At 66.6% G+C, this 21,061-nt stretch carries 24 protein-coding genes and 1 pseudogene; 13 read left to right on the forward strand and 12 right to left on the reverse strand.

The genetic code is table 11. The annotated features are described in order from the left end of the window. Positions 1–81 precede the first annotated feature (81 nt). Complete coding sequence (locus OHA64_RS33865; RefSeq protein WP_405624222.1) at positions 82–639, forward strand: TetR/AcrR family transcriptional regulator; 558 nt, start codon at positions 82–84, stop codon at positions 637–639. A 637-nt stretch (positions 640–1,276) separates the two neighbouring features. Here the strand turns inward: OHA64_RS33865 and OHA64_RS33870 are convergent. Then, a complete protein-coding gene (locus OHA64_RS33870) occupies positions 1,277–1,897 on the reverse strand; it encodes a murein hydrolase activator EnvC family protein (RefSeq protein WP_405619659.1) in 621 nt (206 codons plus the stop codon). Between the two features lie 271 nt (positions 1,898–2,168). Between OHA64_RS33870 and rpsB the strand changes: the two genes are divergently transcribed. From rpsB to OHA64_RS33900, 6 genes and pseudogenes are all read left to right on the forward strand, one after another. Beyond that, a complete protein-coding gene (rpsB, locus tag OHA64_RS33875) occupies positions 2,169–3,119 on the forward strand; it encodes a 30S ribosomal protein S2 (protein ID WP_405619661.1) in 951 nt (316 codons plus the stop codon). Between the two features lie 96 nt (positions 3,120–3,215). Beyond that, a complete protein-coding gene (gene tsf, locus OHA64_RS33880; RefSeq protein ID WP_405619663.1) occupies positions 3,216–4,052 on the forward strand; it encodes a translation elongation factor Ts in 837 nt (278 codons plus the stop codon). Between the two features lie 189 nt (positions 4,053–4,241). After that, on the forward strand, positions 4,242–5,000 hold the full coding sequence (gene pyrH / locus OHA64_RS33885; RefSeq protein WP_356767430.1) for a UMP kinase: 759 nt from the start codon (positions 4,242–4,244) through the stop codon (positions 4,998–5,000). 169 nt (positions 5,001–5,169) lie between these two features. Next, positions 5,170–5,727 (forward strand): ribosome recycling factor, encoded by a 558-nt coding sequence (frr, locus tag OHA64_RS33890; RefSeq protein ID WP_405619665.1) that lies wholly within the window; start codon positions 5,170–5,172, stop codon positions 5,725–5,727. Continuing rightward, on the forward strand, positions 5,727–6,848 hold the full coding sequence (locus tag OHA64_RS33895) for a phosphatidate cytidylyltransferase (RefSeq protein ID WP_405619667.1): 1,122 nt from the start codon (positions 5,727–5,729) through the stop codon (positions 6,846–6,848). The genes frr and OHA64_RS33895 overlap by 1 nt, the downstream gene beginning before the upstream one ends. A gap of 201 nt (positions 6,849–7,049) precedes the next feature. Further along, positions 7,050–7,544: pseudogene (locus tag OHA64_RS33900) on the forward strand (RNA polymerase sigma factor); the annotation flags it as partial. A gap of 237 nt (positions 7,545–7,781) precedes the next feature. On the opposite strand, the gene OHA64_RS33905 reads toward OHA64_RS33900, so the two are convergent. From OHA64_RS33905 to OHA64_RS33950, 10 genes are all read right to left on the reverse strand, one after another. Beyond that, complete coding sequence (locus tag OHA64_RS33905) at positions 7,782–9,017, reverse strand: tyrosine-type recombinase/integrase (protein ID WP_405619669.1); 1,236 nt, start codon at positions 9,015–9,017, stop codon at positions 7,782–7,784. After that, entirely contained in the window at positions 9,017–9,214 is a 198-nt protein-coding gene (locus tag OHA64_RS33910; protein ID WP_405619671.1) for a helix-turn-helix transcriptional regulator, read from the reverse strand. Before OHA64_RS33910 ends, OHA64_RS33905 begins: the two co-directional genes overlap by 1 nt. 1 nt (position 9,215) lies before the next feature. Further along, positions 9,216–10,592 carry a replication initiator protein RepSA gene (repSA, locus tag OHA64_RS33915; RefSeq protein ID WP_405619673.1) on the reverse strand — a complete coding sequence of 459 codons (1,377 nt, stop codon included), beginning with the start codon at positions 10,590–10,592 and terminating at the stop codon, positions 9,216–9,218. Continuing rightward, positions 10,585–10,776 carry a hypothetical protein gene (locus OHA64_RS33920; protein ID WP_405619675.1) on the reverse strand — a complete coding sequence of 64 codons (192 nt, stop codon included), beginning with the start codon at positions 10,774–10,776 and terminating at the stop codon, positions 10,585–10,587. Before OHA64_RS33920 ends, repSA begins: the two co-directional genes overlap by 8 nt. 88 nt (positions 10,777–10,864) lie before the next feature. Further along, a complete protein-coding gene (locus OHA64_RS33925; protein WP_405619677.1) occupies positions 10,865–11,173 on the reverse strand; it encodes a SpdD-like protein in 309 nt (102 codons plus the stop codon). Positions 11,174–11,197: 24 nt separating this feature from the next. After that, entirely contained in the window at positions 11,198–11,353 is a 156-nt protein-coding gene (locus OHA64_RS33930; RefSeq protein WP_356776911.1) for a hypothetical protein, read from the reverse strand. A gap of 12 nt (positions 11,354–11,365) precedes the next feature. Continuing rightward, positions 11,366–11,557 carry a mobile element transfer protein gene (locus OHA64_RS33935; protein ID WP_190172747.1) on the reverse strand — a complete coding sequence of 64 codons (192 nt, stop codon included), beginning with the start codon at positions 11,555–11,557 and terminating at the stop codon, positions 11,366–11,368. Between the two features lie 21 nt (positions 11,558–11,578). Next, positions 11,579–12,268, reverse strand: coding sequence for a DUF2637 domain-containing protein (locus OHA64_RS33940; protein WP_405619679.1), 690 nt, complete (start codon positions 12,266–12,268; stop codon positions 11,579–11,581). A gap of 81 nt (positions 12,269–12,349) precedes the next feature. Next, a complete protein-coding gene (locus OHA64_RS33945; protein ID WP_405619681.1) occupies positions 12,350–13,705 on the reverse strand; it encodes an FtsK/SpoIIIE domain-containing protein in 1,356 nt (451 codons plus the stop codon). A gap of 2 nt (positions 13,706–13,707) precedes the next feature. Then, positions 13,708–14,061 (reverse strand): hypothetical protein, encoded by a 354-nt coding sequence (locus tag OHA64_RS33950; RefSeq protein WP_384304174.1) that lies wholly within the window; start codon positions 14,059–14,061, stop codon positions 13,708–13,710. 150 nt (positions 14,062–14,211) lie between these two features. Here OHA64_RS33950 and OHA64_RS33955 point away from each other — a divergent pair, with 150 nt between their 5' ends. The 5 genes from OHA64_RS33955 (at position 14,212) to OHA64_RS33975 (ending at position 18,524) form a co-directional block, all read left to right on the forward strand. Further along, positions 14,212–14,580, forward strand: a complete 369-nt coding sequence (locus OHA64_RS33955) for a winged helix-turn-helix domain-containing protein (protein WP_405619684.1) — start codon at positions 14,212–14,214, stop codon at positions 14,578–14,580. A gap of 234 nt (positions 14,581–14,814) precedes the next feature. Next, positions 14,815–16,029, forward strand: coding sequence for a helix-turn-helix domain-containing protein (locus OHA64_RS33960; protein ID WP_405619686.1), 1,215 nt, complete (start codon positions 14,815–14,817; stop codon positions 16,027–16,029). Positions 16,030–16,047: 18 nt separating this feature from the next. Then, positions 16,048–16,533, forward strand: a complete 486-nt coding sequence (locus OHA64_RS33965) for an NUDIX domain-containing protein (RefSeq protein WP_405619688.1) — start codon at positions 16,048–16,050, stop codon at positions 16,531–16,533. Positions 16,534–16,986: 453 nt separating this feature from the next. Continuing rightward, positions 16,987–17,910: a DUF4231 domain-containing protein gene (locus OHA64_RS33970; RefSeq protein WP_405619690.1), complete on the forward strand. Its 924-nt coding sequence runs from the start codon at positions 16,987–16,989 to the stop codon at positions 17,908–17,910. After that, positions 17,907–18,524, forward strand: a complete 618-nt coding sequence (locus OHA64_RS33975) for a TIR domain-containing protein (RefSeq protein WP_405619692.1) — start codon at positions 17,907–17,909, stop codon at positions 18,522–18,524. The genes OHA64_RS33970 and OHA64_RS33975 overlap by 4 nt, the downstream gene beginning before the upstream one ends. A 50-nt stretch (positions 18,525–18,574) precedes the next feature. Here the strand turns inward: OHA64_RS33975 and OHA64_RS33980 are convergent, their stop codons facing one another. Then, a complete protein-coding gene (locus OHA64_RS33980; protein ID WP_405619694.1) occupies positions 18,575–19,540 on the reverse strand; it encodes a toll/interleukin-1 receptor domain-containing protein in 966 nt (321 codons plus the stop codon). A 272-nt stretch (positions 19,541–19,812) separates the two neighbouring features. On the opposite strand from OHA64_RS33980, the gene OHA64_RS33985 reads away from it, so the two are divergent. Then, on the forward strand, positions 19,813–20,349 hold the full coding sequence (locus tag OHA64_RS33985) for a hypothetical protein (RefSeq protein WP_405619696.1): 537 nt from the start codon (positions 19,813–19,815) through the stop codon (positions 20,347–20,349). Positions 20,350–21,061 lie beyond the last annotated feature (712 nt).

Consider the following 21,061-nt stretch of genomic DNA (forward strand, 5'->3'; position numbering starts at 1 on the left):
ACTACCGGTCGGGGCGCGGACTCCCGTCGGGGGTTGTCCCTCCGTAAAGTGGTTCACGTGCCAAGGATTCGAGCGGCCTCCGTGGCCGAGCACCGGTCGATGCAGCGAGCCGCCCTGCTGGACGCGGCTCGTTCCCTGCTGTCCGAGGGCGGGACGGAGGCGCTGACCTTCCCCGCACTCGCCGAGCGGACGGGCCTCGCGCGCTCGTCCGTGTATGAGTACTTCCGGTCGCGGGCCGCCGTGGTCGAGGAACTGTGCGAGGTCGACTTTCCCGTCTGGGCGGCGGAGGTGTCGGCGTCGATGTCCGCGGCCGACGGGCCGGAGGCCAAGGTGGAGGCGTATGTGCGCCGCCAGCTGGCGCTGGTCGGGGACCGGCGGCACCGGGCCGTGGTGGCGATCTCCGCGAGTGAACTGGACGCGGGCGCCCGGGAGAAGATCCGGGCCTCGCACGGGGGACTGGTCGCGATGATCGTCGAGGCGCTGGCGGAGATGGGGCACGAGCAGCCCCGGATGGCCGCGATGTTGCTGCAGGGGGTCGTGGACGCGGCTGTGCGGCGGATCGAGCTGGGCGCCGCGGAGGAACCTGCGGTGATCACGGAGGCCGCGGTGGGGATGGCCTTGCGGGGGGTCCGGGGCTGACATCGCCCGGGGGCGGGCCTGGGTGTGGATCTCGGGGTGGGTGTGTGGCCCGGGGTGACAGGGCCCGCGTTCTTTGGACCGGAACGCTTCGGCTGCACAACCGCCCGCAGCTGGACGAGCCTGACCGACTGGCCGTGCCGGGCGGATGAGGCTAACGGCAGCGGCTGAGCGTCGGGTCCGGGTTACGTCGACGACCAGAAGCGCCATCCGGAGCCGCATCGGCCAACAGTGCCGGCTACTCAAGCCGATGAGTGCCGACCACCGCAGTCAGTGAGCGCCGGTGGCACGGCGGCGGATGTGCCTGCCCGCCGGTCCGGTCGGCGATGAACGCACCTGCCCGGCCGGTCTGGTGGTGGCCGCCGCGCGTGCCTGGTCTGCTGGCGGTCACCGCACCTGCTCCGCCGGTCCGGTCGGCGATGAACGCACCTGCCCGACCGGTCTGCTGGTGGCCGCCGCGCGTGCCCGGTCTGCTGGCGGTCACCGCACCCACCCCGCCCGCAGGCGGCCATAACAGCCGTCCCGCCGGCCGTCGGTCGCCGGGACGGCGGCCCGCTGCGCCGGTCGGCGGCGAACGCACTCGCCTCGCCCGTCGGGGGCCGGTGCACCCCCCCGTTCGGCGATCGGCGCACCGGGCCCACTACGACGGCACAGGCACGCCGATCACCGGCAGTAGGCGTGACGGGCCCCGGCTCAGGAGCCATGGGGGGAGCAGGGACAGCGGGTCCAGGTAGGTCTCGGCTCTTCGCAGGCCCCAGTGGACGCAAGGGGTCGTGCAGTGGGAGCCCGTCGGCTCCACCGTGCCCAGGACCGCGCCCGCGGCCATCTCCTCCCCCTTCTTCACCGACGCCCGGACCGGCTCGTACGTCGTCCGGAGCGGGGGATCGCCGGTCCCGGCCAGCTCCACCGAGACGACCCCCTTGCCCGCCACCCGCCCCGCGAAGAACACCCGGCCCGCAGCCACCGCCCGTACCGGAGCGCCGGGTGCGGCGGACAGGTCGACGCCTCGGTGGCCGCGACCGTACGCCGTAGCCGGAGGCTCCCAGCCACGCAGGACGGCCGGACGGTTGCCGACGGGCCAGGCGCGGCCGATGGCCGGTACCGACGTGTCCGCGGCCGCCGGGGCGAGGGGGACCGCACGGTCTCCGGGCAGGGCCGGGCAGGTCAGCAGGGTCGCCGTGAGCAGCGACAGCGACACCGGCAGTCCCAGAAACCACCGCCACGTTCCCGTCCATGTGCCCGCACTTCGTTTCGCTCTCATGCCCGAACCGTCGCGTATTCGCCCGGTTCGGGGCCGGGACCTGTGGACTACTCCCCGGTTGTGGACAGTGGCGTCACCCGGGGGGTCGCGGGTCCCGTACACTTCCTTTGGCGATCCGGGTCACCGGGTCGACTTCGCACGCCCCGACATCAAGCCGGTTTCCGGCCGGTGTCAGCGCTCCTCGGTCCTTTGCGGCACGGCGCACGCGGGCGTCAGGCGCGGGAGCTATCCGGCACCCGCGGCACAACCGAGAAACACAAGGAGAACGGCCATGGCCGTCGTCACGATGCGGGAGCTGCTGGAAAGCGGCGTCCACTTCGGTCACCAGACCCGTCGTTGGAACCCGAAGATGAAGCGATTCATCTTCACGGAGCGCAACGGCATCTACATCATCGACCTGCTGCAGTCGCTGTCGTACATCGACCGCGCCTACGAGTTCGTCAAGGAGACCGTCGCCCACGGCGGCACGGTCATGTTCGTCGGCACGAAGAAGCAGGCGCAGGAGGCCATCGCCGAGCAGGCCACCCGCGTCGGCATGCCCTTCGTCAACCAGCGCTGGCTGGGCGGCATGCTCACCAACTTCTCGACCGTCTACAAGCGTCTGCAGCGCCTCAAGGAGCTCGAGCAGATCGACTTCGAGGACGTCGCCGCGTCCGGTCTGACCAAGAAGGAGCTTCTCGTGCTCTCGCGCGAGAAGGCCAAGCTGGAGAAGACCCTCGGTGGTATCCGCGAGATGCAGAAGGTGCCCAGCGCCGTCTGGATCGTGGACACCAAGAAGGAGCACATCGCGGTCGGTGAGGCCCGGAAGCTCAACATCCCGGTCGTCGCCATCCTCGACACCAACTGCGACCCCGACGAGGTCGACTACAAGATCCCGGGCAACGACGACGCGATCCGCTCCGTCACGCTGCTCACCCGTGTGATCGCGGACGCGGTCGCCGAGGGCCTCATCTCCCGCTCCGGTGTCGCCACCGAGGGCAAGGGCGACAAGGCCGCGGGCGAGCCGCTGGCCGCGTGGGAGCGCGACCTGCTCGAGGGCGAGAAGAAGGCCGACGAGGCTGAGGCTCCGGCCGCCGCCGAGGCCGAGAAGCCGGCGGAGGCCGAGAAGGCCGCCGAGGACGAGAAGCCGGCCGAGGCCGCTGCGGAGGCTCCGGCCACCGAGGCCCCCGCCGCCGAGGCTCCCGCCGCCGAGGCTCCTGCCGCGGACGCCGAGCAGGCCTGACCCCTCACCACCTTCGGGTTCTGGACGGCGGGGGCCCACAAGCCCCCGCCGTCCGGCACCGGTAGATCTTCAGACTTCGAGAGAGATTCCAGAATCATGGCGAACTACACCGCCGCCGACGTCAAGAAGCTCCGCGAGCTCACCGGCGCCGGCATGATGGACTGCAAGAAGGCGCTGGACGAGGCCGAAGGCAGCGTCGAGAAGGCCGTCGAGGCGCTCCGCATCAAGGGCCAGAAGGGCGTCGCCAAGCGCGAGGGCCGCTCCGCCGAGAACGGCGCGGTGGTCTCGATCATCGCCGACGACAACTCCTCCGGTGTCCTCGTCGAGCTGAAGTGCGAGACGGACTTCGTCGCCAAGGGTGAGAAGTTCCAGGCCGTCGCCACCGCGATCGCCGAGCACGTCGCCAAGTCCTCCCCGGCCGACCTGGAGGCGCTGCTCGCCTCCGAGATCGAGGCCGGCAAGACCGTCCAGGCGTTCGTGGACGAGGCCAACGCCAACCTGGGCGAGAAGATCGTCCTGGACCGCTTCGCGGTGTTCGCGGACGGCTTCGTGACGGCGTACATGCACCGCACGATGCCCGACCTGCCCCCGCAGATCGGTGTCCTGGTCGAGCTCGACAAGCCCAACGCCGAGATCGCCAAGGGCGTCGCCCAGCACATCGCCGCCTTCGCGCCGAAGTACCTCTCCAAGGAGGACGTGCCGGCCGAGGTCGTCGAGTCGGAGCGTCGTGTCGCCGAGGAGACCACCCGCGCCGAGGGCAAGCCCGAGGCCGCGCTGCCGAAGATCGTCGAGGGTCGCCTCAACGGCTTCTTCAAGGACGCCACGCTGCTCGGCCAGCCGTACGCGCTCGACAACAAGAAGTCCGTCCAGAAGGTCCTGGACGAGGCCGGTGTCACCCTGAAGCGCTTCACGCGCATCAAGGTCGGCATCTGAGTCCGTACCGCGCTCGACGCGCGACCCCGATAGGGTCGTAGTAGTCGCCGCGTACGCTCCCACGCACGCGTGCGTGGGGGACGACAGCAGATCTGACGAGGAGGCCATTGCCGCGCATGGGATGCGAACGACACCCCACCGGCAGTGGCCTTCTTCGCATGTGCACCACGTGAAAGAGGCGGGATCTCCATGACCACCAAGGCCCAGAAGAGCGACGACGGCAAAGTGAGCGGCCGGTTTCTGCTGAAGCTGTCCGGAGAGGCCTTCGCCGGCGGCGGCGGCCTGGGGGTCGACCCCGACGTGGTGCACAAGATCGCCCGTGAGATCGCGGCGGTCGTGCGGGACGGCGCGGAGATCGCGGTCGTGATCGGCGGCGGCAACTTCTTCCGCGGTGCCGAGCTCCAGCAGCGCGGCATGGACCGGGCCCGCTCCGACTACATGGGCATGCTCGGCACCGTCATGAACTGCCTCGCCCTCCAGGACTTCCTGGAGAAGGAGGGCATCCAGTCCCGGGTGCAGACCGCCATCACCATGGGGCAGGTCGCCGAGCCGTACATCCCGCTGCGTGCCGTGCGCCACCTGGAGAAGGGCCGCGTGGTCATCTTCGGCGCCGGTATGGGCATGCCGTACTTCTCCACCGACACCACCGCCGCCCAGCGTGCCCTGGAGATCGACGCCGAGGCGCTGCTGATGGGCAAGAACGGCGTGGACGGGGTCTACGACTCCGACCCGAAGACCAACCCCGACGCGGTCAAGTTCGACGCCCTCGGCTACGGCGAGGTCATCACCCGCGACCTCAAGGTCGCCGACGCCACCGCCGTCACACTGTGCCGCGACAACAAGCTCCCGATCCTGGTGTTCGAGCTTCTGGCAGAGGGCAATATCGCCCGCGCCGTCAAGGGTGAGAAGATCGGCACGCTTGTTGGTGACCAGGGCAGCCGGGACTGACGACCCGTTGAACCACCCCGTCCGGGGGACGGACGGGACGGACCCTGGCCGGGGGATGGACAATGTCCTGCCGGTCGGGAACCGTGCAGGAAGAAGACGCGACGCAGCCGGCCGCCGCCCTGACCAAGGAACCGCAGCCGGGCCTACTCAAGACACGCAGGAGCAAGTGGTGATCGAAGAGACCCTCCTCGAGGCCGAGGAGAAGATGGAGAAGGCCGTCGTGGTCGCCAAGGAGGACTTCGCCGCGATCCGCACCGGCCGTGCGCACCCGGCGATGTTCAACAAGATCGTGGCCGACTACTACGGCGCGCCGACGCCGATCAACCAGCTGGCTTCGTTCTCCGTGCCGGAGCCGCGCATGGCGGTCGTGACCCCGTTCGACAAGAGCGCGCTGCGCAACATCGAGCAGGCGATCCGTGACTCGGACCTCGGCGTCAACCCGAGCAACGACGGCAACATCATCCGAGTGGTGTTCCCCGAACTCACCGAGGACCGCCGCCGCGACTACATCAAGGTCGCCAAGAGCAAGGCCGAGGACGCCAAGGTGTCCATCCGCGCCGTCCGCCGCAAGGCCAAGGACGCGATCGACAAGCTGGTCAAGGACGGCGAGGTCGGCGAGGACGAGGGCCGTCGTGCGGAGAAGGAGCTCGACGACACCACCGCGAAGTACGTCGCCCAGGTGGACGAGCTCCTCAAGCACAAGGAAGCGGAGCTGCTCGAGGTCTGATGAACGACTCTTCCTGGGGAGCGCCGCCACAGACCGGGTACTGGGGGCCGTCCGACCAGGGGCCTGCCCAGGGGGCTGTCCCGGCGGGTCCCACGTACGATGCGCATGACGCGCAACACACTCGCCCCATGCCCATCGTGCCCGACCCACCGGCGTATGGCGGTGACCAGGATGACGACCGGGGGGCCGCTCGGTCGGGCGGCCCCTTGTTCCGCGACGACATGCCGCAGACGTCGCCCTACGGGGCGGCGCCGCAGAATCCGGAGCCCATGCCCGACGCCTCGCAGCCGGCGTCCGCGCCGAAGAAGAGCGCGGGCCGTGACCTGGGTGCGGCCATAGGGGTCGGCGTCGGACTCGGTGTGGTGATCGTCGCCTCGCTCTTCGTCGTCAAGGCGATGTTCGTCGGCGTGATCGCGGTCGCCGTAGTGGTGGGCCTGTGGGAGCTGACCAGGCGGCTGGAGGAGCGCAAGGGCATCAGGGTGCCCCTCGTGCCCCTGGCGGTCGGCGGCGCTGCCATGGTCGTCTCCGGCTACGTCCGTGGTGCCGAGGGCGCGTGGGTCGCCATGGCGCTCACCGCGCTGGCCGTCCTGGTCTGGCGGATGACGGAACCGCCGGAGGGCTACCTCAGGGACGTCACCGCGGGCGTCTTCGCGGCTTTCTACGTCCCGTTCCTGGCCACCTTCGTCGCCATGATGCTCACGGCCGACGACGGTCCGTGGCGCGTCCTGACGTTCCTGCTGCTGACCGTCGTCAGCGACACCGGCGCGTACGCCGTCGGCTGGCGCTTCGGCAAACACAAGCTCGCCCCGCGCATCAGCCCCGGCAAGACCCGCGAGGGCCTGCTGGGCGCGGTGTCGTTCGCGATGGTGGCGGGCGCGCTGTGCATGCAGTTCCTGATCGACGACGGCACCTGGTGGCAGGGACTGCTGCTCGGCCTCGCGGTCGCGGCCAGCGCCACGCTCGGCGACCTCGGCGAGTCGATGATCAAGCGGGACCTGGGCATCAAGGACATGGGCACGCTGCTGCCGGGCCACGGCGGCATCATGGACCGGCTGGACTCACTGCTGCCGACGGCTCCTGTGGTGTGGCTGCTGCTGGTGATCTTCGTCGGGTCGGGCTGATCGTCGTGGCCGGCCGGCGTACAGCGTTGTAGTACCTGCTTGTCGTAGTACCAGTTTGTCGTACGGCGTTTTCGTGGGCCCCCGCTTCGGCGGGGGCCCTGCGCGTTCTGGGGAACTCTGGGGAACCGGATTCGCGCGAGCGGCGAAGTACGGGTGAAAGCCCAATTCTTCGGAGCGTGTGAATCGACGAAAGGAGCCCCGATGACCGTCGAACCAGGCGTCAGGGTGGGGCAGGACAGTGACGCCTCGGTGATCGAACGGTCCTGGGACGAGCCCGAGGCCTTCGCCGTGCTCTTCGACCGCCATGCCGACTCGGTGCACAGATATGCGGCGCGCCGACTCGGTGCGGAGGCGGCCGAGGACGTGATGGCAGAGACGTTCACCACCGCTTTCCAACAGCGATTCCGGTTCAACACGGAGTTGGCCGATGCCCGCCCGTGGCTGTTCGGTATCGCGACCAACCTCATCGGCCGCCACAGGCGCGCCGAGGGCCGGCGTCTGAAGGCGATCGGACGGCTGCCTTCGGGCGTCCCCGGTGACCAGGCCGAAGAGACGGTCGCGGACCGGGTGGCGGCGCGGGTCAGCGCGCAGGCGTTACGCCGCGAACTCGCCGGTGCCCTGGCCCGGTTGCCCGCCCGCCACCGGGACGTGCTGCTGCTGGTCGCCTGGGCCGACCTCGGCTACGAGGAGGTCGCCTGAATCAAGGCGGACCGTCCCTGGGCCGTCCGAGGCCCACCAAAGCCGACAGACGCCACCCACAGGTGACCACCCCCACCCCGCTCCGGCCTGGGCTCCCCGAGTTGATCTGCGACACTGGGAGGGTTATGCCTGCACCCGGAGAACTCATGTTCTGTGGGTACGAAGAAGCCCCCTACCAGCGCGTTTGTCGCCAGTAGGGGGCCGTCTTGTGCCTGGTGGGCCGTTTCTGGGCCGTCAGGGCTCCTGGGCCGTGCCGAAGACACCATCCAGGGCCCGGCGGGCTCGCTCGTTACTGCTGGGCATCAGGTGCGCGTACACCCGCAGCGTCATCGCCGGGTCGGAGTGCCCGAGGTATTCGCTCACGGCCTTGATGCTCTCGCCCGCGTCCAGGAGGACCGAGGCGTAGAAGTGGCGAAGGGCGTGCATTCCATGCTGCCGGGCGGAGGCGTACGGCTCGCCGGGTTCGGGAGTCGGGATAAGGCCGGCGGTCGCAAGAGCGGGCTTCCACTCGTGGATGTTGAAGTTGCTCCGCCAAACGATCCCGTCGGCGGTGTTGGTGAAGATCAGACGCCGCTCGACGAGGGGCCCGTCCGGCCTCATCCACGGCAGCTTGATTCCCACGGGCGAGTGCTTCTCGGTGTGCCGCCGCAAGGCCGAGGCAACGGAGGACGGCAGCGGGACGTCTCGCTCCTTGTTGCCCTTGGGCGGGGCGAAGATGGCGACGCCCCGGATCAGCTTGACCTGAGTGGTGACCCGAAGAGTGCCCCTGTCGAGTCGCGCAGCGTCTTCGGCCAGGCCCAGGATCTCGCCCTGGCGGAGGCCGCAGCCGCTGCCGACGTCGACCATGGCCCGGTAGCGCTCGGACAGGGCGTCGCGGACCGCGCGCACCTGGGAGGGGATCCAGGGCACGACCCGGGCGGCGGAGATGGCGGGCGGGCGGACGGAGGCCGCCGAGCACGGATTCCGGGCAAGGTGGCCGTCATCGACGGAGGCCGACAGGACCGCCCGGACGTTGGCGTAGATGGTGCGGGCGTAGGTGCCGGCCATCGGGTCGTGCTCGAGGTCGCGCACGAACTCGCGGATGTGGACCGGACGGAAGGACCCCAGCGGCCGGGCCCCGATGCGCGGGAACGCGTGCAGCCGGAGGCGCGTTTCCACGGCGATGCGGGTGGTCGGGTCGGTCGTCTGACCCGCGATCCAGCGTTCCGCGTACTGCTGGAAGGTGGTCCGGGCAGCTCGGGGATCGACGTACTGACCACGGGACATGTCGGCAGCGGTCTCGGCCAACCACTCTTCCGCCCGGCGCTTTTGACGGTCTGGGAAGGACCTGCTCTTCTCGGTGCCGTCCGGCCCGACGTACCGGGCTCGGTAGCGAAGTCCGTTGCCGTAGCGGTCGGTCTTGACCTTTACCGGCTTGCCGTCCGGACCCGACTCGCTCTTGTACCAGCGGTCTTGGATGTGCCCAGCCATCAGGCAGCCTCCCCGAGCTGGGAGTCCACCCAGGCCCGTACGTCGTTCGGGTCGAAGCGAAGATGCCGGCCGACACGGAAGCCGCGGGGGCCGGTGCGCTTGCGGCGCCACTGGTAGACCGTCTCGACGCTGGGCAGCTCGAACATGTCCACCAGGTCGTCAGGGGTCAGGAAGCGGCGCGGCAGCTCGGAGGTCATGTCACCACTCCCTTTCGTCGGCGGACTGGTCGCGTAGGGCTTCGCGGGCGGTTTCGCGGTTGAGCTGGAGGTCGCGGGCGATGGTGGCGGCGAGGGCGGATTCGCCGGGGGAGTGGCCGTGTCCGGCGTACTGCCAGTCGGCGAGGACGAGGACGGTGTCCGGTTCGACGTCGTCCAGGCCGAGGGCTTCGCGTTCTTGGGCTGCGCGGAAGTCGGCGCGGGCCTGGCGGAGTTCGCCGAGGGTGGTCGAGTAGCGGCGGGACTTCGAGCTGAAGTGGCCCCGGAAGCCGAGCATGTGTGCCCAGGCCCAGATACGGCGGTCGGGGTAGATCGGGTCGAGCCGCTTGCAGGCTTCGATGAGTCGGCGGGTGTGGTCGGGGACTTGGTGGCGGTCGAGTTCGGAGAGTTCGCCGATGCGGCGGTCGAGGGTGCCGGTGTTCTCGGCGGCTTTGGTGGCGTACTTGGCGACGTAGGAGGCGACGGCCTGTTCGGTGATGTCGGAGCCGTCGCCGAAGGCCTTGACCGGGCGTACGTCGAGCTGTGCGCCCCAGCGGAAGGTGCGGGCGGGCTGGTCCTCGGCGGCGGGGACCGAGACCGAGGTGTAGGAGTGCGCGGCGGCGGCATGGATCGCGTCGTCGAGCAGCTGCACGGTGGCCCACGCCGGAGGTGGGGTGCCAGGGCCGTCGGGGCCGTCGATGCGGATGACGGCGTGGAAGTGCAGGGCGCCGCGCTTTTGGAACTCGGCGACCTTGCCGTACGAGACGCGGGCGTGGTCGGCGAGCTCGCCACGGGTGAGTCCGGCGCGGGCGGCGATCTCACGGCGCAGGCGGGTGGTGAAGCGCTGCCACAGGTTGCCTGCGTGGTTGTTGAAGAGGACGGCGCCCGCGTAGTCGTAGGTAGTCGGGTCGAGGGCAGTGCCGAGGGTGCGGTCATCGGCGGGGTGGACGGTGCCGCAGCGGCAGACGCCTTTGTCGGGGCGGTTGTGGACCGGGCCGAAGGAGGGGGCGGTGAGGGTCGCGAAGACGCGGGGGTGGTCACGGACGTTGGCGGGGATGTCGCGGCGGTCGTCTCCGGCCAGGCCCGCGCGAATGAGGTGGTAGGTGTCCCCCGCGTAAGTGAAGGCGCAGGAGGGGCAGCGGGAGGCGCGGCGGTTGCCGCATGCGACGCGGAGGCGTCCGCCGGGCTCGTTCTCGGTGGAGTAGTGGTGCAGGGTCTCGCCGGTCGTCTTGTCCTTGGCGAGGGTCCAGCCGGTGAGGTGGATCGGGTCGGAGCAGCCACCGGTGCGGCGGACCTGTTCGTGCCAGCGGTCGTAGTCATCGGCCGAGGCCACCCTCAGCAGATCGCCGAGGGTGGCCGGGTCGAGGAGCAGGTCAGGCACGGGCGCCCTCCCGGTTGCTGCGGGTGCGGCGGTGGGTAGTGCCGGTGCCGTGGCAGGCCGGGCAGTACGCGGTGATCGTGCGCCGGTTGCCCTGCGCGTCGCGGCCGCCAAGTGTGATGGCGGCGGAGGCGTGCCCGTCGCAGTTGGGGCAGATGCGGGGCGGCGGTGTGGTGCGGTGCGTCATGCTGGGGGTTCCTTCCGGCTCTTCGGTTCGGTAGGGGCAGGGCTCCCGGGCGGCGGAGACTTGGCGGTTGAGGCCGCCCGGGGGCCGGTCAGCGTCGCTTGGCTTCGCTGTTGATGAGTGAGCGGATGACCAGGGCGCAGATGGCGAGCGAGGCGCCGGTGATGGCGACCGCGAGGAGCATGGAGACCAGGACCGCACCGACGACCAGGACTACGGCCGTCCCACCACCGACCAGGGCGACGACGGCGCCGGGGGTCACCTGGACGGTGGGCCGGGTAGACGCCGAAACCGGGGCCGGGGCGACCGGTGCGGGGGTGGTGGTCGGCTGCTGGACGACGGCGGGCGGAGTGGTGATGCCGGTCGGCTGGGGCATGACCGGGATCTTGGGGCGGATCATGGTGGATCTCCTTTCGCGGGTGGGTTACTTGACGGCGGTGTCGATGACGGGGGCGAGGAGGCTGTCGGCGATGAGGTAGCCGCCCAGGAGGAGCACCAGGACCAGCCAGAGCGGCGGGCGGATGAGCTTGCAGCCGAGGTAGCCGACGACGGCGAGGGCGAACCAGAGGGGGACGTCCATGGCGGTGGTCTCCTAGCGGACGGTGCAGCGGTGGGTGCGGGCGGCGAGCTGGGCGGCGCTCTGGCTGGAGTAGTCGGAGGACCAGCCGCAGCGGTCGTTGGTGCACACGGCGGCGTGCTTGGTGCGGCCGTGGCGGTCGCGGTGGGTGCCGATCTGCACGGGGCCGATCCGCATGACGGAGTGGAAGTGATCGCGGGCAGGCATCGAGGACGTTTCCTTTCGCGTTCAGGCGAGTTGGGCGGCGATGGCGTCGGCCAGCTGGGGCGGGACGCCGAGGCGGGCGCGCAGGGTGTCGGTGTCGATCGGCGATCCGGTACGGGTCTGGTGGTCGTCGGCGACCTTGCGGGCGTGGTCGACCAGCGCGGCCGGGACAGACGGAGCCGGGGCGGCAGGCGCAGCCGTGGCGGGCTCCGGGGTCGGGACGGGTTCAGCGGCTGGAAGCGCGGGAGTTTCCTCGGCCTCGGTCACTGCGGCCGGGACGGCTTCCGGCTCAGGCGAGGCGACCGATTCGAGGTCGGGTGAAGTGGCCGGCACTTCGGGCTCGGGGTGGTCGGTGGCGGAGTGGGCGAGGAGGGTTCCGCCCATGAAGGCCAGCGCGGGCCAGGCGGCGACCAGGATCCGCAGCCAGGCTGGTACCTGCTGGAGGTCGAGGAGTCCGGCGGTGGCGACGTTGGCGCCGAGGGAGGCCACCAGCGCGATCACGAACCAGCACCAGGCCAACCGGGACGGGCCGTCCGAGCGCAGCCGCCGCCAGGAGGCGACCAGGAGCAGGTCGACCGAGATCGGGTAGGCCCAGGCCTTCCAGCCGTCTTGTCCGGCAGCGGCGGCGAGGTCGTGCAGGTGGGCGAATGACAGTGCCCCGGCGATGACGGCCTGGACGAGCACGGCGTCGACGCGGAGGGCGGGGCGGGCCATCACGGCTCCTTCCTGTGATGAGGCATGGCGGGGGTAGGGACCTGGCGCGAGGCGGTCACGCCGACCGGGGATGCGGGGTGGTCAGGCGGTGGCGGGGGCTGTCTTGGACAGCGGCACGCGGGCCGAGGGCAGCGGGGCAACCGCGGGGCGGAAGGCCGCCAGGGCGGGAAGGTCCGGGACGCGGTCGGCGTGCTTGTTGCAGATGTTGACGGCTTCGCGCAGCGTGGTGTGCGGGGCGCGGATGCGGGCCCAGCCGCCGGAGGCGTCGCCGGTGACGGCGATGCCGGGGGTGTCGGTGGGGATCTGGATGGCGGCGAGGACGGCGTCCGGGGCGATGTCGCCGAAGGCCATGTTGGCGGAGGTCTCGTCGTTGACGCGGTGGGCGGTGCGGCCGGTGAGCTGGGCGCGGAGCATGGTGATGCCCTTGCCGAGTTCGGAGCCGAAGCGCTGTCCGCAGATCTCCAGGTAGATGCCGGCGGCGCGGCCGAGCTGGGCGAGACGGACCAGGGCGGTGATGATGCGGTCCCGGCGCTTTTCCTCGTCCTTGGTGGCGAACAGGGCGAGTTCGGCGACCTCGTCGACCAGGACTACGACGGGGACCGGGCGTATGTTGTCGGGCAGGTCCCAGATGTCGGCGGCGATCTCTGCATCGGGCACGTTGACGCTGATGCGCTGTTGAGCGCGGATGAGCTGGTAGACGTCTTCCATGTGGGAGACGAGTGCTTCGAGGAGTTCGAGGGCGGTGTCGGGGTTGTCGGCGAGGGCGGAGAACCGGCGGGCGAGCGGGAAGAGTTCGACGCCCTGCTTGCAGTCGATGCCGACCAGGGCGACGTTCCGGGCGGCGAGTCCGGCGACCAGGTTGCGCTGATAGACGGACTTCCCGGACTCGGTGGCGCCCAGGGTGAGCCCGTGAGGAACGGTCCGGTAGTCGCGGTAGTGGATGGCCCCGTCTTCGCGCAGGGCGACGGGGATGCGCATCGGAGCCGAATCGGTCTTGACGGGCATCTGCACGCGCCTGAGGACGTCGTAGCCGGTCATGCGCAACTCAACGACACCGGATCGCAGTTCACGGGACGTGACGCCGTACATCCCGAAGGAGTGCCGCAGCCGGTCCGAGGCCGCCGACACGTCAAAGGCGTCCTGACCCGGGCGGAGCTTGAGCCGCAGGACCAGGCCAGTCCGGGTGGGCCGCAGTCGCAGGATGCGCGGGGCGCGGGACTCCGGCGCCGGACGGTTCGTCATGCGGGCGAGGGCGAGCCGCCAGCGGGAGGGCGGGACGGTCAGGCCGCAGGCGTCCATGACCGAGGCGTAGCGGACCAGGACCCGCAGCGTGGCGAGGGTGACCCCGAAGGTCAGCCAGTACCAGGCGGGGCGCCGCCACCGCAGGATCACTGCGGCAGCGACGACCAGCACCAGAGCGACCGTGAAGGCGGTCATCGTCAGGCCGCCTTGGACTGCGAGGCAGCGGCGGCGAGGGAAGTAACCGCGACTGCGCGGAAGGCGATCCCGTGCCGCTTCTGACCGTTGAACTCGTTCTCCCACGCCGAGGCGACCAGGCCCGTCAGAGCGACCGGGGTACCCATGGTCAGCTCCTCCGAGACGCCCGGCTGAGGCACGGTGAGCTTGAGGATCTCCACCTCGTCCGGCGTGGAGAACATGACCTCCACCGTCATCAGCGTGACGCCGTCCTTGTCGAGGGCGATCTCACCGGTACGACGGTCCTTGACCTTCGGCTGCGGAGCCTTGGCGACCATCACGGTTGCGTTGGAGGTGTCGACGGGAATCTGACGCATGACGCTCTCCTTTGATCGAGCAACTTAACGTACTTAGTACGTCGTCTTGGGTTAGAGGATGGACCTGTACTACTTGGTGTGTCAAGTGATTGTCTCGACGGCTGTCGGCGCGATGTGCTGCACTAGGTACGACAACCACTGAGAGGGGCTATGGCCGACTTCACTGGACGGGCCGCGTACTTGCAGATCGCGGACGACTTCAAGCGCCGGATCCGCGACGGAGAGCTCACACCGGGGGACAAGCTCCCCTCAGAGTCGGACCTGATGGCGCAGCACTCCGTGTCTCGCACAGTCGCCCGGCAGGCGATCTCGCGTCTCCGCGAGGACGGCTACGCCATCTCCCACCAGGGCAAGGGAAGCTTTGCCGCGTTGCCAGGCGAAGGCGGTCCCGCCAAGCGCAGCCCTGAGTTCGAACAGATCACGGAGTTCCTGTCTGAGGTCCGCCAGGATGTGCGTCGCCTTGCGGAGCGGATGGATCAGCTGGAGGACCTGGTTCGGCAGCAGGCTCAAGGGCGATGACCAAGGCGTCAGCTCGACGCGCAACTTCTGCCAGCTCCTCACCGAGTCCCCTTACCTGGTCGATCAGTTCTCGCTTCTCTGCCGCGCTCAGCACGGTCGCAGCCCCTTCGTTGCCCTTTCGATCTGACAGCCTCTCGGCTTGTAAGCAACGCTAGGACCGGACGCACTCACCACCCCGGAAAATCTCTCCGGGGCCGTAGAGAGAGACGGGTGGACGCTCTTCCCATGCGAGGAATGACGACGAACCTGACGATCGGTGAGCGAGTTGCTTGGTACCGCCGTAGGCGCGGCATGTCCCAGGAGGTCCTGGCCGGGTTCGTCGGCCGGACGGTCGACTGGCTGAGCAAGGCGGAGAACAACAGGCTGGAACTGGACCGACTCTCGGTCATCAAGACTCTGGCCGACGCCCTCGACGTGTCCCTGGGCGACCTGCTCGCCGAGCCGACGCTCATGGAGTGGACCCCCGACAGCGGGCACCGCACAGTGCCGGCACTTCGGTCGGCGCTGATGAACTACCGGCAACTCACGCCCTTGTTGGGAGTGCCGACCGAGGGCGAGCCCACGCCACTGGATGAGCTTCGTACCAGCGTCGTCGAGATCATGGACGCCTACCAAGCCTCCCGCTACGGCTTCGCCACCCGCCGCCTGCCTCTGGTGCTGGCTGACGCCCTCATCGCAGCGCAGTCCTACGACGGCCGCGACCGAGAGCAGGCCAACGAGCTGTTGTCGCTGACGTATCAGAGCGCTGCCATGGTCCTCGGGAAGGTGGGCGAGGTAGATCTCGCCTGGATCGCTGCCGATCGAGGGCTGAGCGCGGCGCAGCAGTCCGCCAATCCGGCGATCATCGGATCCCTCTTCCGCTCTGTAGCTCACTGCCTCCTGTCGACGGGGCGTTTCGATGCCGCCGTACAACTCATCGGCGACGCTTCCGACTACCTTCGCCCTGGCCTCTCCGGAGCCAGCCCGGAGTTCCTGTCGATCTACGGGACGCTCTTCCTCGCCGGTTCCATGGCCGCAGCCAGGGCTGACGAGCGCTCGACCGTCCGCGAGTTCCTCAACGAGGCCGATCAGGCCGCCCGCCAGCTCGGTCGGGACGCGAACCACATGTGGACCGCCTTCGGCCCGACCAACGTAGCCATCCACCGGGTAGCCACCGCGGCCGAGCTGGGCGACATGCAGGTAGCCGCCGACCTGGGACCACGCATCGACACCAGCGGCCTCCCGACGGAACGACGCACGCGACACAACATCGAGGTAGCCCGCGCTCTCAGCGCACACAACCGCATCGACGACGCCCTGGCGATGATCCTTGAAGCCGAGTCCTGGGCACCGGAGCAGGTACGCAGCCACTACCTGGCGCGCGAACTCGTACTCACGTGGGTGCGCAACCAGCGCGGCCGACCGAGCCGGAGCATGGCAGATCTCGCAGATCGGCTGCACGTGGTCTAGGTGGGTACGCTCGGCTGCATGGCAGCGAATGAGCACGAAGCGAAGATGGCGCATCCGCGTATGGCAGCGGGTGCGCTTTTCTTTGATGCCGGCGGGCGCGTCCTCATGGTGGAGCCCACGTACAAGGACTACTGGGACATCCCCGGGGGCTACGTCGAGACCGGTGAATCCCCGCTCCAGGCTGCCAGCCGCGAAGTGGAGGAGGAACTCGGGCTCACGCCGACACTCGGCCGTCTCCTGGCCGTCGACTGGGCACCCAACGCCACCGAGGGCGACAAGGTGCTGTACCTCTTCGACGGCGGCGAGCTTGCCCCGCAGGCCGTAGAGGACATCCGCCTACAGGCCGAAGAACTTAAGAGCGTCGTGTTCGTGGCCCCGAGTGAGATCCCAGATCGGACGATCCCCCGGTTGGCCCGACGCATCCTCGCGGCGATCGAGGCCCGAGCGGCAAGCACCCCGGTGTACCTGGAACATGGCCAAGCGCCCAACGACGTAGCGGCGTAGCCGAAACGGCACCCAGTAGTCCCAGCGGGATAAGACTTTCCCTACTTCATCAAGGCCCGCGCACGGCGCGGGCGCGCGCCGCCTCTGCGGCGCGGCCTGCCTCCTGTCTGCGCCCCGGCTGGCCGCGCCCGGCGGCGCGCTGGCGAGCTGCGGGCATGAAGGGGGAGACACCCTCTGGGGCTGGGGCGGTCGGCTCCACGGCTTTAGGCAGCCACTTTGGGGCGAGCCTCTAAGATCATGGCCCCAACGTCGTGCTTTAACGGGCAGGTCCACAGACTGCCCGACTCGCCGGAAGCTTACGGGGCCATGATCACTCGCCCCAAAGCAGCTCCAGCCCAAAGCCGCTCCGCCGACCTACAGTAAGAGGCCGTGCACTTGACGACGTAACCATGACACGCAAGTGCAGCTCGATCTATAGTGTGCCAACCTAGACACCTCCCTTTCGGAGTGCGAGTGGCACAGCTTGAACAGGGTCTACTCGAAGCGGATTTTCCGGACGTCCAGCGTTCGGCAGATGCGGCCTCGATGCAGGGCCAACGAATGTACCTAAGGTTGACCAAGGGACGCCTCTATCTTGTAGTTGCTGCCGCTGTCGCCGGGGCGTTGACTATCGGGCTAACGAGTACATGGCAGAAGCAAACTCTGACGAGCCTATCCCTGTGCTTCTTCCTGCTCGCGTTCGCAGCCGAATTGATCCTTCTGAGTACCCACCCAGAAGATACGTGGTACCACGGCCGCGCAGTCGCTGAGTCGGTGAAGACCCTAGCGTGGAAATTTTCAGTCTGCGCCGATCCGTTCCCTCGTTCCGTCCTATCCAGCGAAGCTGAGCGTCTATTCCACCAACAGCTAAGCGATGTAGTGGCGGAATCGCCGATCTTCGTAGATTACAGTTCAGTCGGCACACAGCAGGTGAGTCCCAAAATGAGGGACCTGCGAACCGCTGAGCGAGCTACTCGAATGAAGGCGTACTGCAATGCGCGCATTGAAGATCAGAGGGCCTGGTACTCGAAGAGCGCGAATCGAAATGAACGAAGTGCATTCCGCTGGCGTGTTGGTCTCGTGAGCCTCGAAGTGCTTGGAGCGACCAGCGCTCTTCTCAGTTTGCTTAACGTTACACCATTCGACATGGGTAGCGCTCTCGCAGCGGGAGTGGCAGCGGGCGGCGCCTGGATCGAAGTGAAGCAATTCGATAATCTTGCGAATGCCTACGCGCTGACCGCAACTGAGCTGGCTCTCGTCCATGCTGCCGCCTCTCACGTCACCGGTGAGGAATCGTGGTCAAAGTATGTAATTTCTGCCGAGCAGGCGATCAGTAGAGAACACACGATGTGGCTGGCGAGGCGGGTACGGACGCGCATGCCGAGGAGGACTACGTGACGTCATTTGAACGCATCTACGCTAACCGGCAGGCCGAGCGTGAGCTGCGCCGAATCTCAAACTACTACGCAAGCTCCAAGGATGCCCCCACACGACACAAATGCTTTATCAGCTATCACCGAGCTGACGCGACCGAAGTTTTGGAATTCGTGCAGCGATTTGAGCAGGTATTTATCCCTCGAGTCATCGGTATAACAGAGGATGACCCGGCGATCAACAGCAACAATACTGATTACATCATGGATACCATCCGCGAGAAGTACCTGTCCGATTCTACTGTCACTATTGCGATGGTAGGCTCGTGCACTTGGTCGCGAAAGTTCATTGATTGGGAGATCTACAGCAGTCTACGGCGAGGTAAAGTCAACCGACTCAATGGAGTAATGGGAGTCGAGCTACCGAGTGTCAAAAACTCAGGAGCCAAACTCCCTGACCGGTTCAGCGATAACCTTGGTAGGCGGAATGGAGACGGTTATGCGTGCTACTGGCCTTATCCACGAAGTGACCAAGATCTACGCGACTGCATCCAGGATGCATTTGATGCGCGCAAAACTCGAGATGACCTGATCGCTAATTCCCGAACCCGGAAGGTGCGGAATTTGAATTGCGATTAACAATTCCTCATCCTCCCGGCTTACGCGACTGTCTTGAGGCTCCTCAAAGATCACCTGGACGTCAGCCGATCCCGAATGTACTCGTACATATCTGACGTCTTGGACAATGGCTTGATACTCATCATTCGGACGTTACCAGCCGCGAGCGTGAAGGTGATCGAAGAGATCCCGCGGTCCACGTTCAAGATGTGGGCATACGGGAGAAAGTATGTCGGAATATCTTTCCGCCAGGGAATTCCGATGATCCTTCGTTGCGTTAGGGATATCAGTGCTCTACGTGTATCTAGGGACCGCGCGGCCTCCATGAACCCTACTGATTCTGGTGTAGAAAGAGCACCCAAGGTTAGATGTGCAATATCTTCATCCGGGTCGACTGTGTCAGCTAGGAGATCGAGTTGCCTCCTTCGACTCGTCGGCTGGATGAAAGGGTCGTGACGATATCGTAGATCCTTAGCGTCGAAGAGAGATCGATAAATCTTGTCGATCTCAGTAAACCTTGACGTTCGGCTGCGCTCTATTCGTTTGGCGTGGCTCGTTTCGAATACCCCGGTGGTGGGGAAATCGAGCGCGCTGATGAGTCGGCGAACGTCATCACTGAACGTGGTGTAAGAAAGTGTAAGGCAGTTCTTATCGCGGATCCTCTCAAGGCTGCTGGGCAGTGCCCCCGGACTCGGAACCTGCGCACCTTGCACAAGGAGCGGGATCACCCTGATTCCTTGATTTAGTGCCGATTCTATCTCAAGACGGACCCAGTCGGCAGGATCTTGTATTCTGCTATTTCCGTCGACAGTGAGGCCCAACCAGTCCGTGCCGATCAAAGCAATGAGTGCGTCGCACGTGGCTATCGCTTGTCCGATGATCCGAGGGAAGTCAGTACCTGGTTGCAGGTATGCAACGTCCATAAAGACCTTTGATGCGCCGTAGTGCTGAGCGAGCCTATCTTGTAGCCACCCAGCGTACGGCGCCGTGTCTTCACGCCTGTAACTGATGAAGATCTTCTTTTCGTCTGCGGCCATAGGTGCTACCAATCAATCCGGGATATATGGCACCTCCAGCCTATCTGAGAGTCGTCATGTTTGGCCTCATGTCGAACCAAGGAATAGGAGCACGCCACCGCAGGTGCGCGCTCCGTCTGACCGCTAGTGCGCCCCCTTGCACTCATTTTCGGCGTGCACTCGCGTCAGCAGGCGCGTTGGCCGACCATCAGGGCAGATGGGTGGCCAAAATTCTGACTTGGTCCCTGCGCTGTGCAGCCGAGTGCCGGCGTCTAGGATGACCCTTAAGCCGGATGGGTCTGGAAATCCTGCAGAGGCGGAATGAGCGCATGCTGACTGTCGGCAACTGCTCGCACTACATAAGTGGGGATGCTCCGCCTGTGCGCTTATTTGAGGTTATTGCTGCCGCAGCGATTAGCGCAAGTGTAGGACTTTCACCGCTTGCGGCCAATCCGGTTGCAAGAAGACGTCATTTCAATGACATCATGCGCATGCCGATAATTCGTTGCAAATCTGCGGGTGTAAAACTTGCGGCCTCCGTGGCGCCGACAGGGGAAAGACGACTGTTGACCTTCATGTGGTGCACCTACTCCACCGGCATTCGTTTAGCTCAAGCCCTTTTCGCGAATGCATTGCGGACAGCAGGCGTACGTCCTGAGAATGTCCTTCTCATGTGGCTTGGCCAACCGAATCGCTTCCCGGAGCTGTTTGCAAATACTTTCATCCCGGAGGCATCCAACTTTTCCGTCATGGCGCCGCGAAATGGATATTCCGCAGCAGCCAAGTCCCGCGTAAGACGTTCCATCCGGCACGAATTGGAGTTCGAATAGCTTGCTGAGGCCTAAGTGCTCAGCTAAAGTCATTGTTCGAACCGTTTCGTCCCATCCCGATACTCTATTCGTGACATTGCAATGTGCTCCCCCGTGCAAGTCAAAACATATAACGGAGTAGTACTCGGTATGCCATCGCTGATCGGCGGGAAGCTTGACGGGTGCGGAAGTTAGTGAGACGGCTACAAGATGTTTTTGGTAGGCCTGTTCGAGGCCCCGAGCCGACGAGAAGTACTCATAAATTCTAGCCATGTAATCCGTGGGGAGTTGACGACGGGGGAGCAATAGCACAATCCGGCCTAGAGGGATATGCTTCGCTACATACGAGATTTCCCACTCGATCCAGCGACCTTCGCTTAACTGGATCATCACCAGACTGGCTTTACCTGTCAAATCCTGGACGGCCTTTTGCCAACTGTCATCCGCTGCGTATAGCCGCTGAGCGCCGGGGAAAGGCAGGCGGTCCCTGGGGCTTCCCAGTCCGATCACTTTTCCGTAGACGCGACTCATAACAGAGCAGAGGAACTGCTCGTCCGTTATGGTGGCTTCCTCGTTGATGGTATGGAAGATTCCATAGTGAAAGGCGGCTGCCGGGTGATCGCTTTGGAACGTCCTCAGATACAGGACGAAGGGGCCGCTAGCCTCGTCTGCGGATACTAACGTAGGTGCTGAAATTCGGTCAGCGAAGCGGGTAATGAAGGCAGGCAGCATT

This window comes from Streptomyces sp. NBC_00076 (genome assembly GCF_045041235.1).
Taxonomy (GTDB): Bacteria; Actinomycetota; Actinomycetes; order Streptomycetales; family Streptomycetaceae; genus Streptomyces.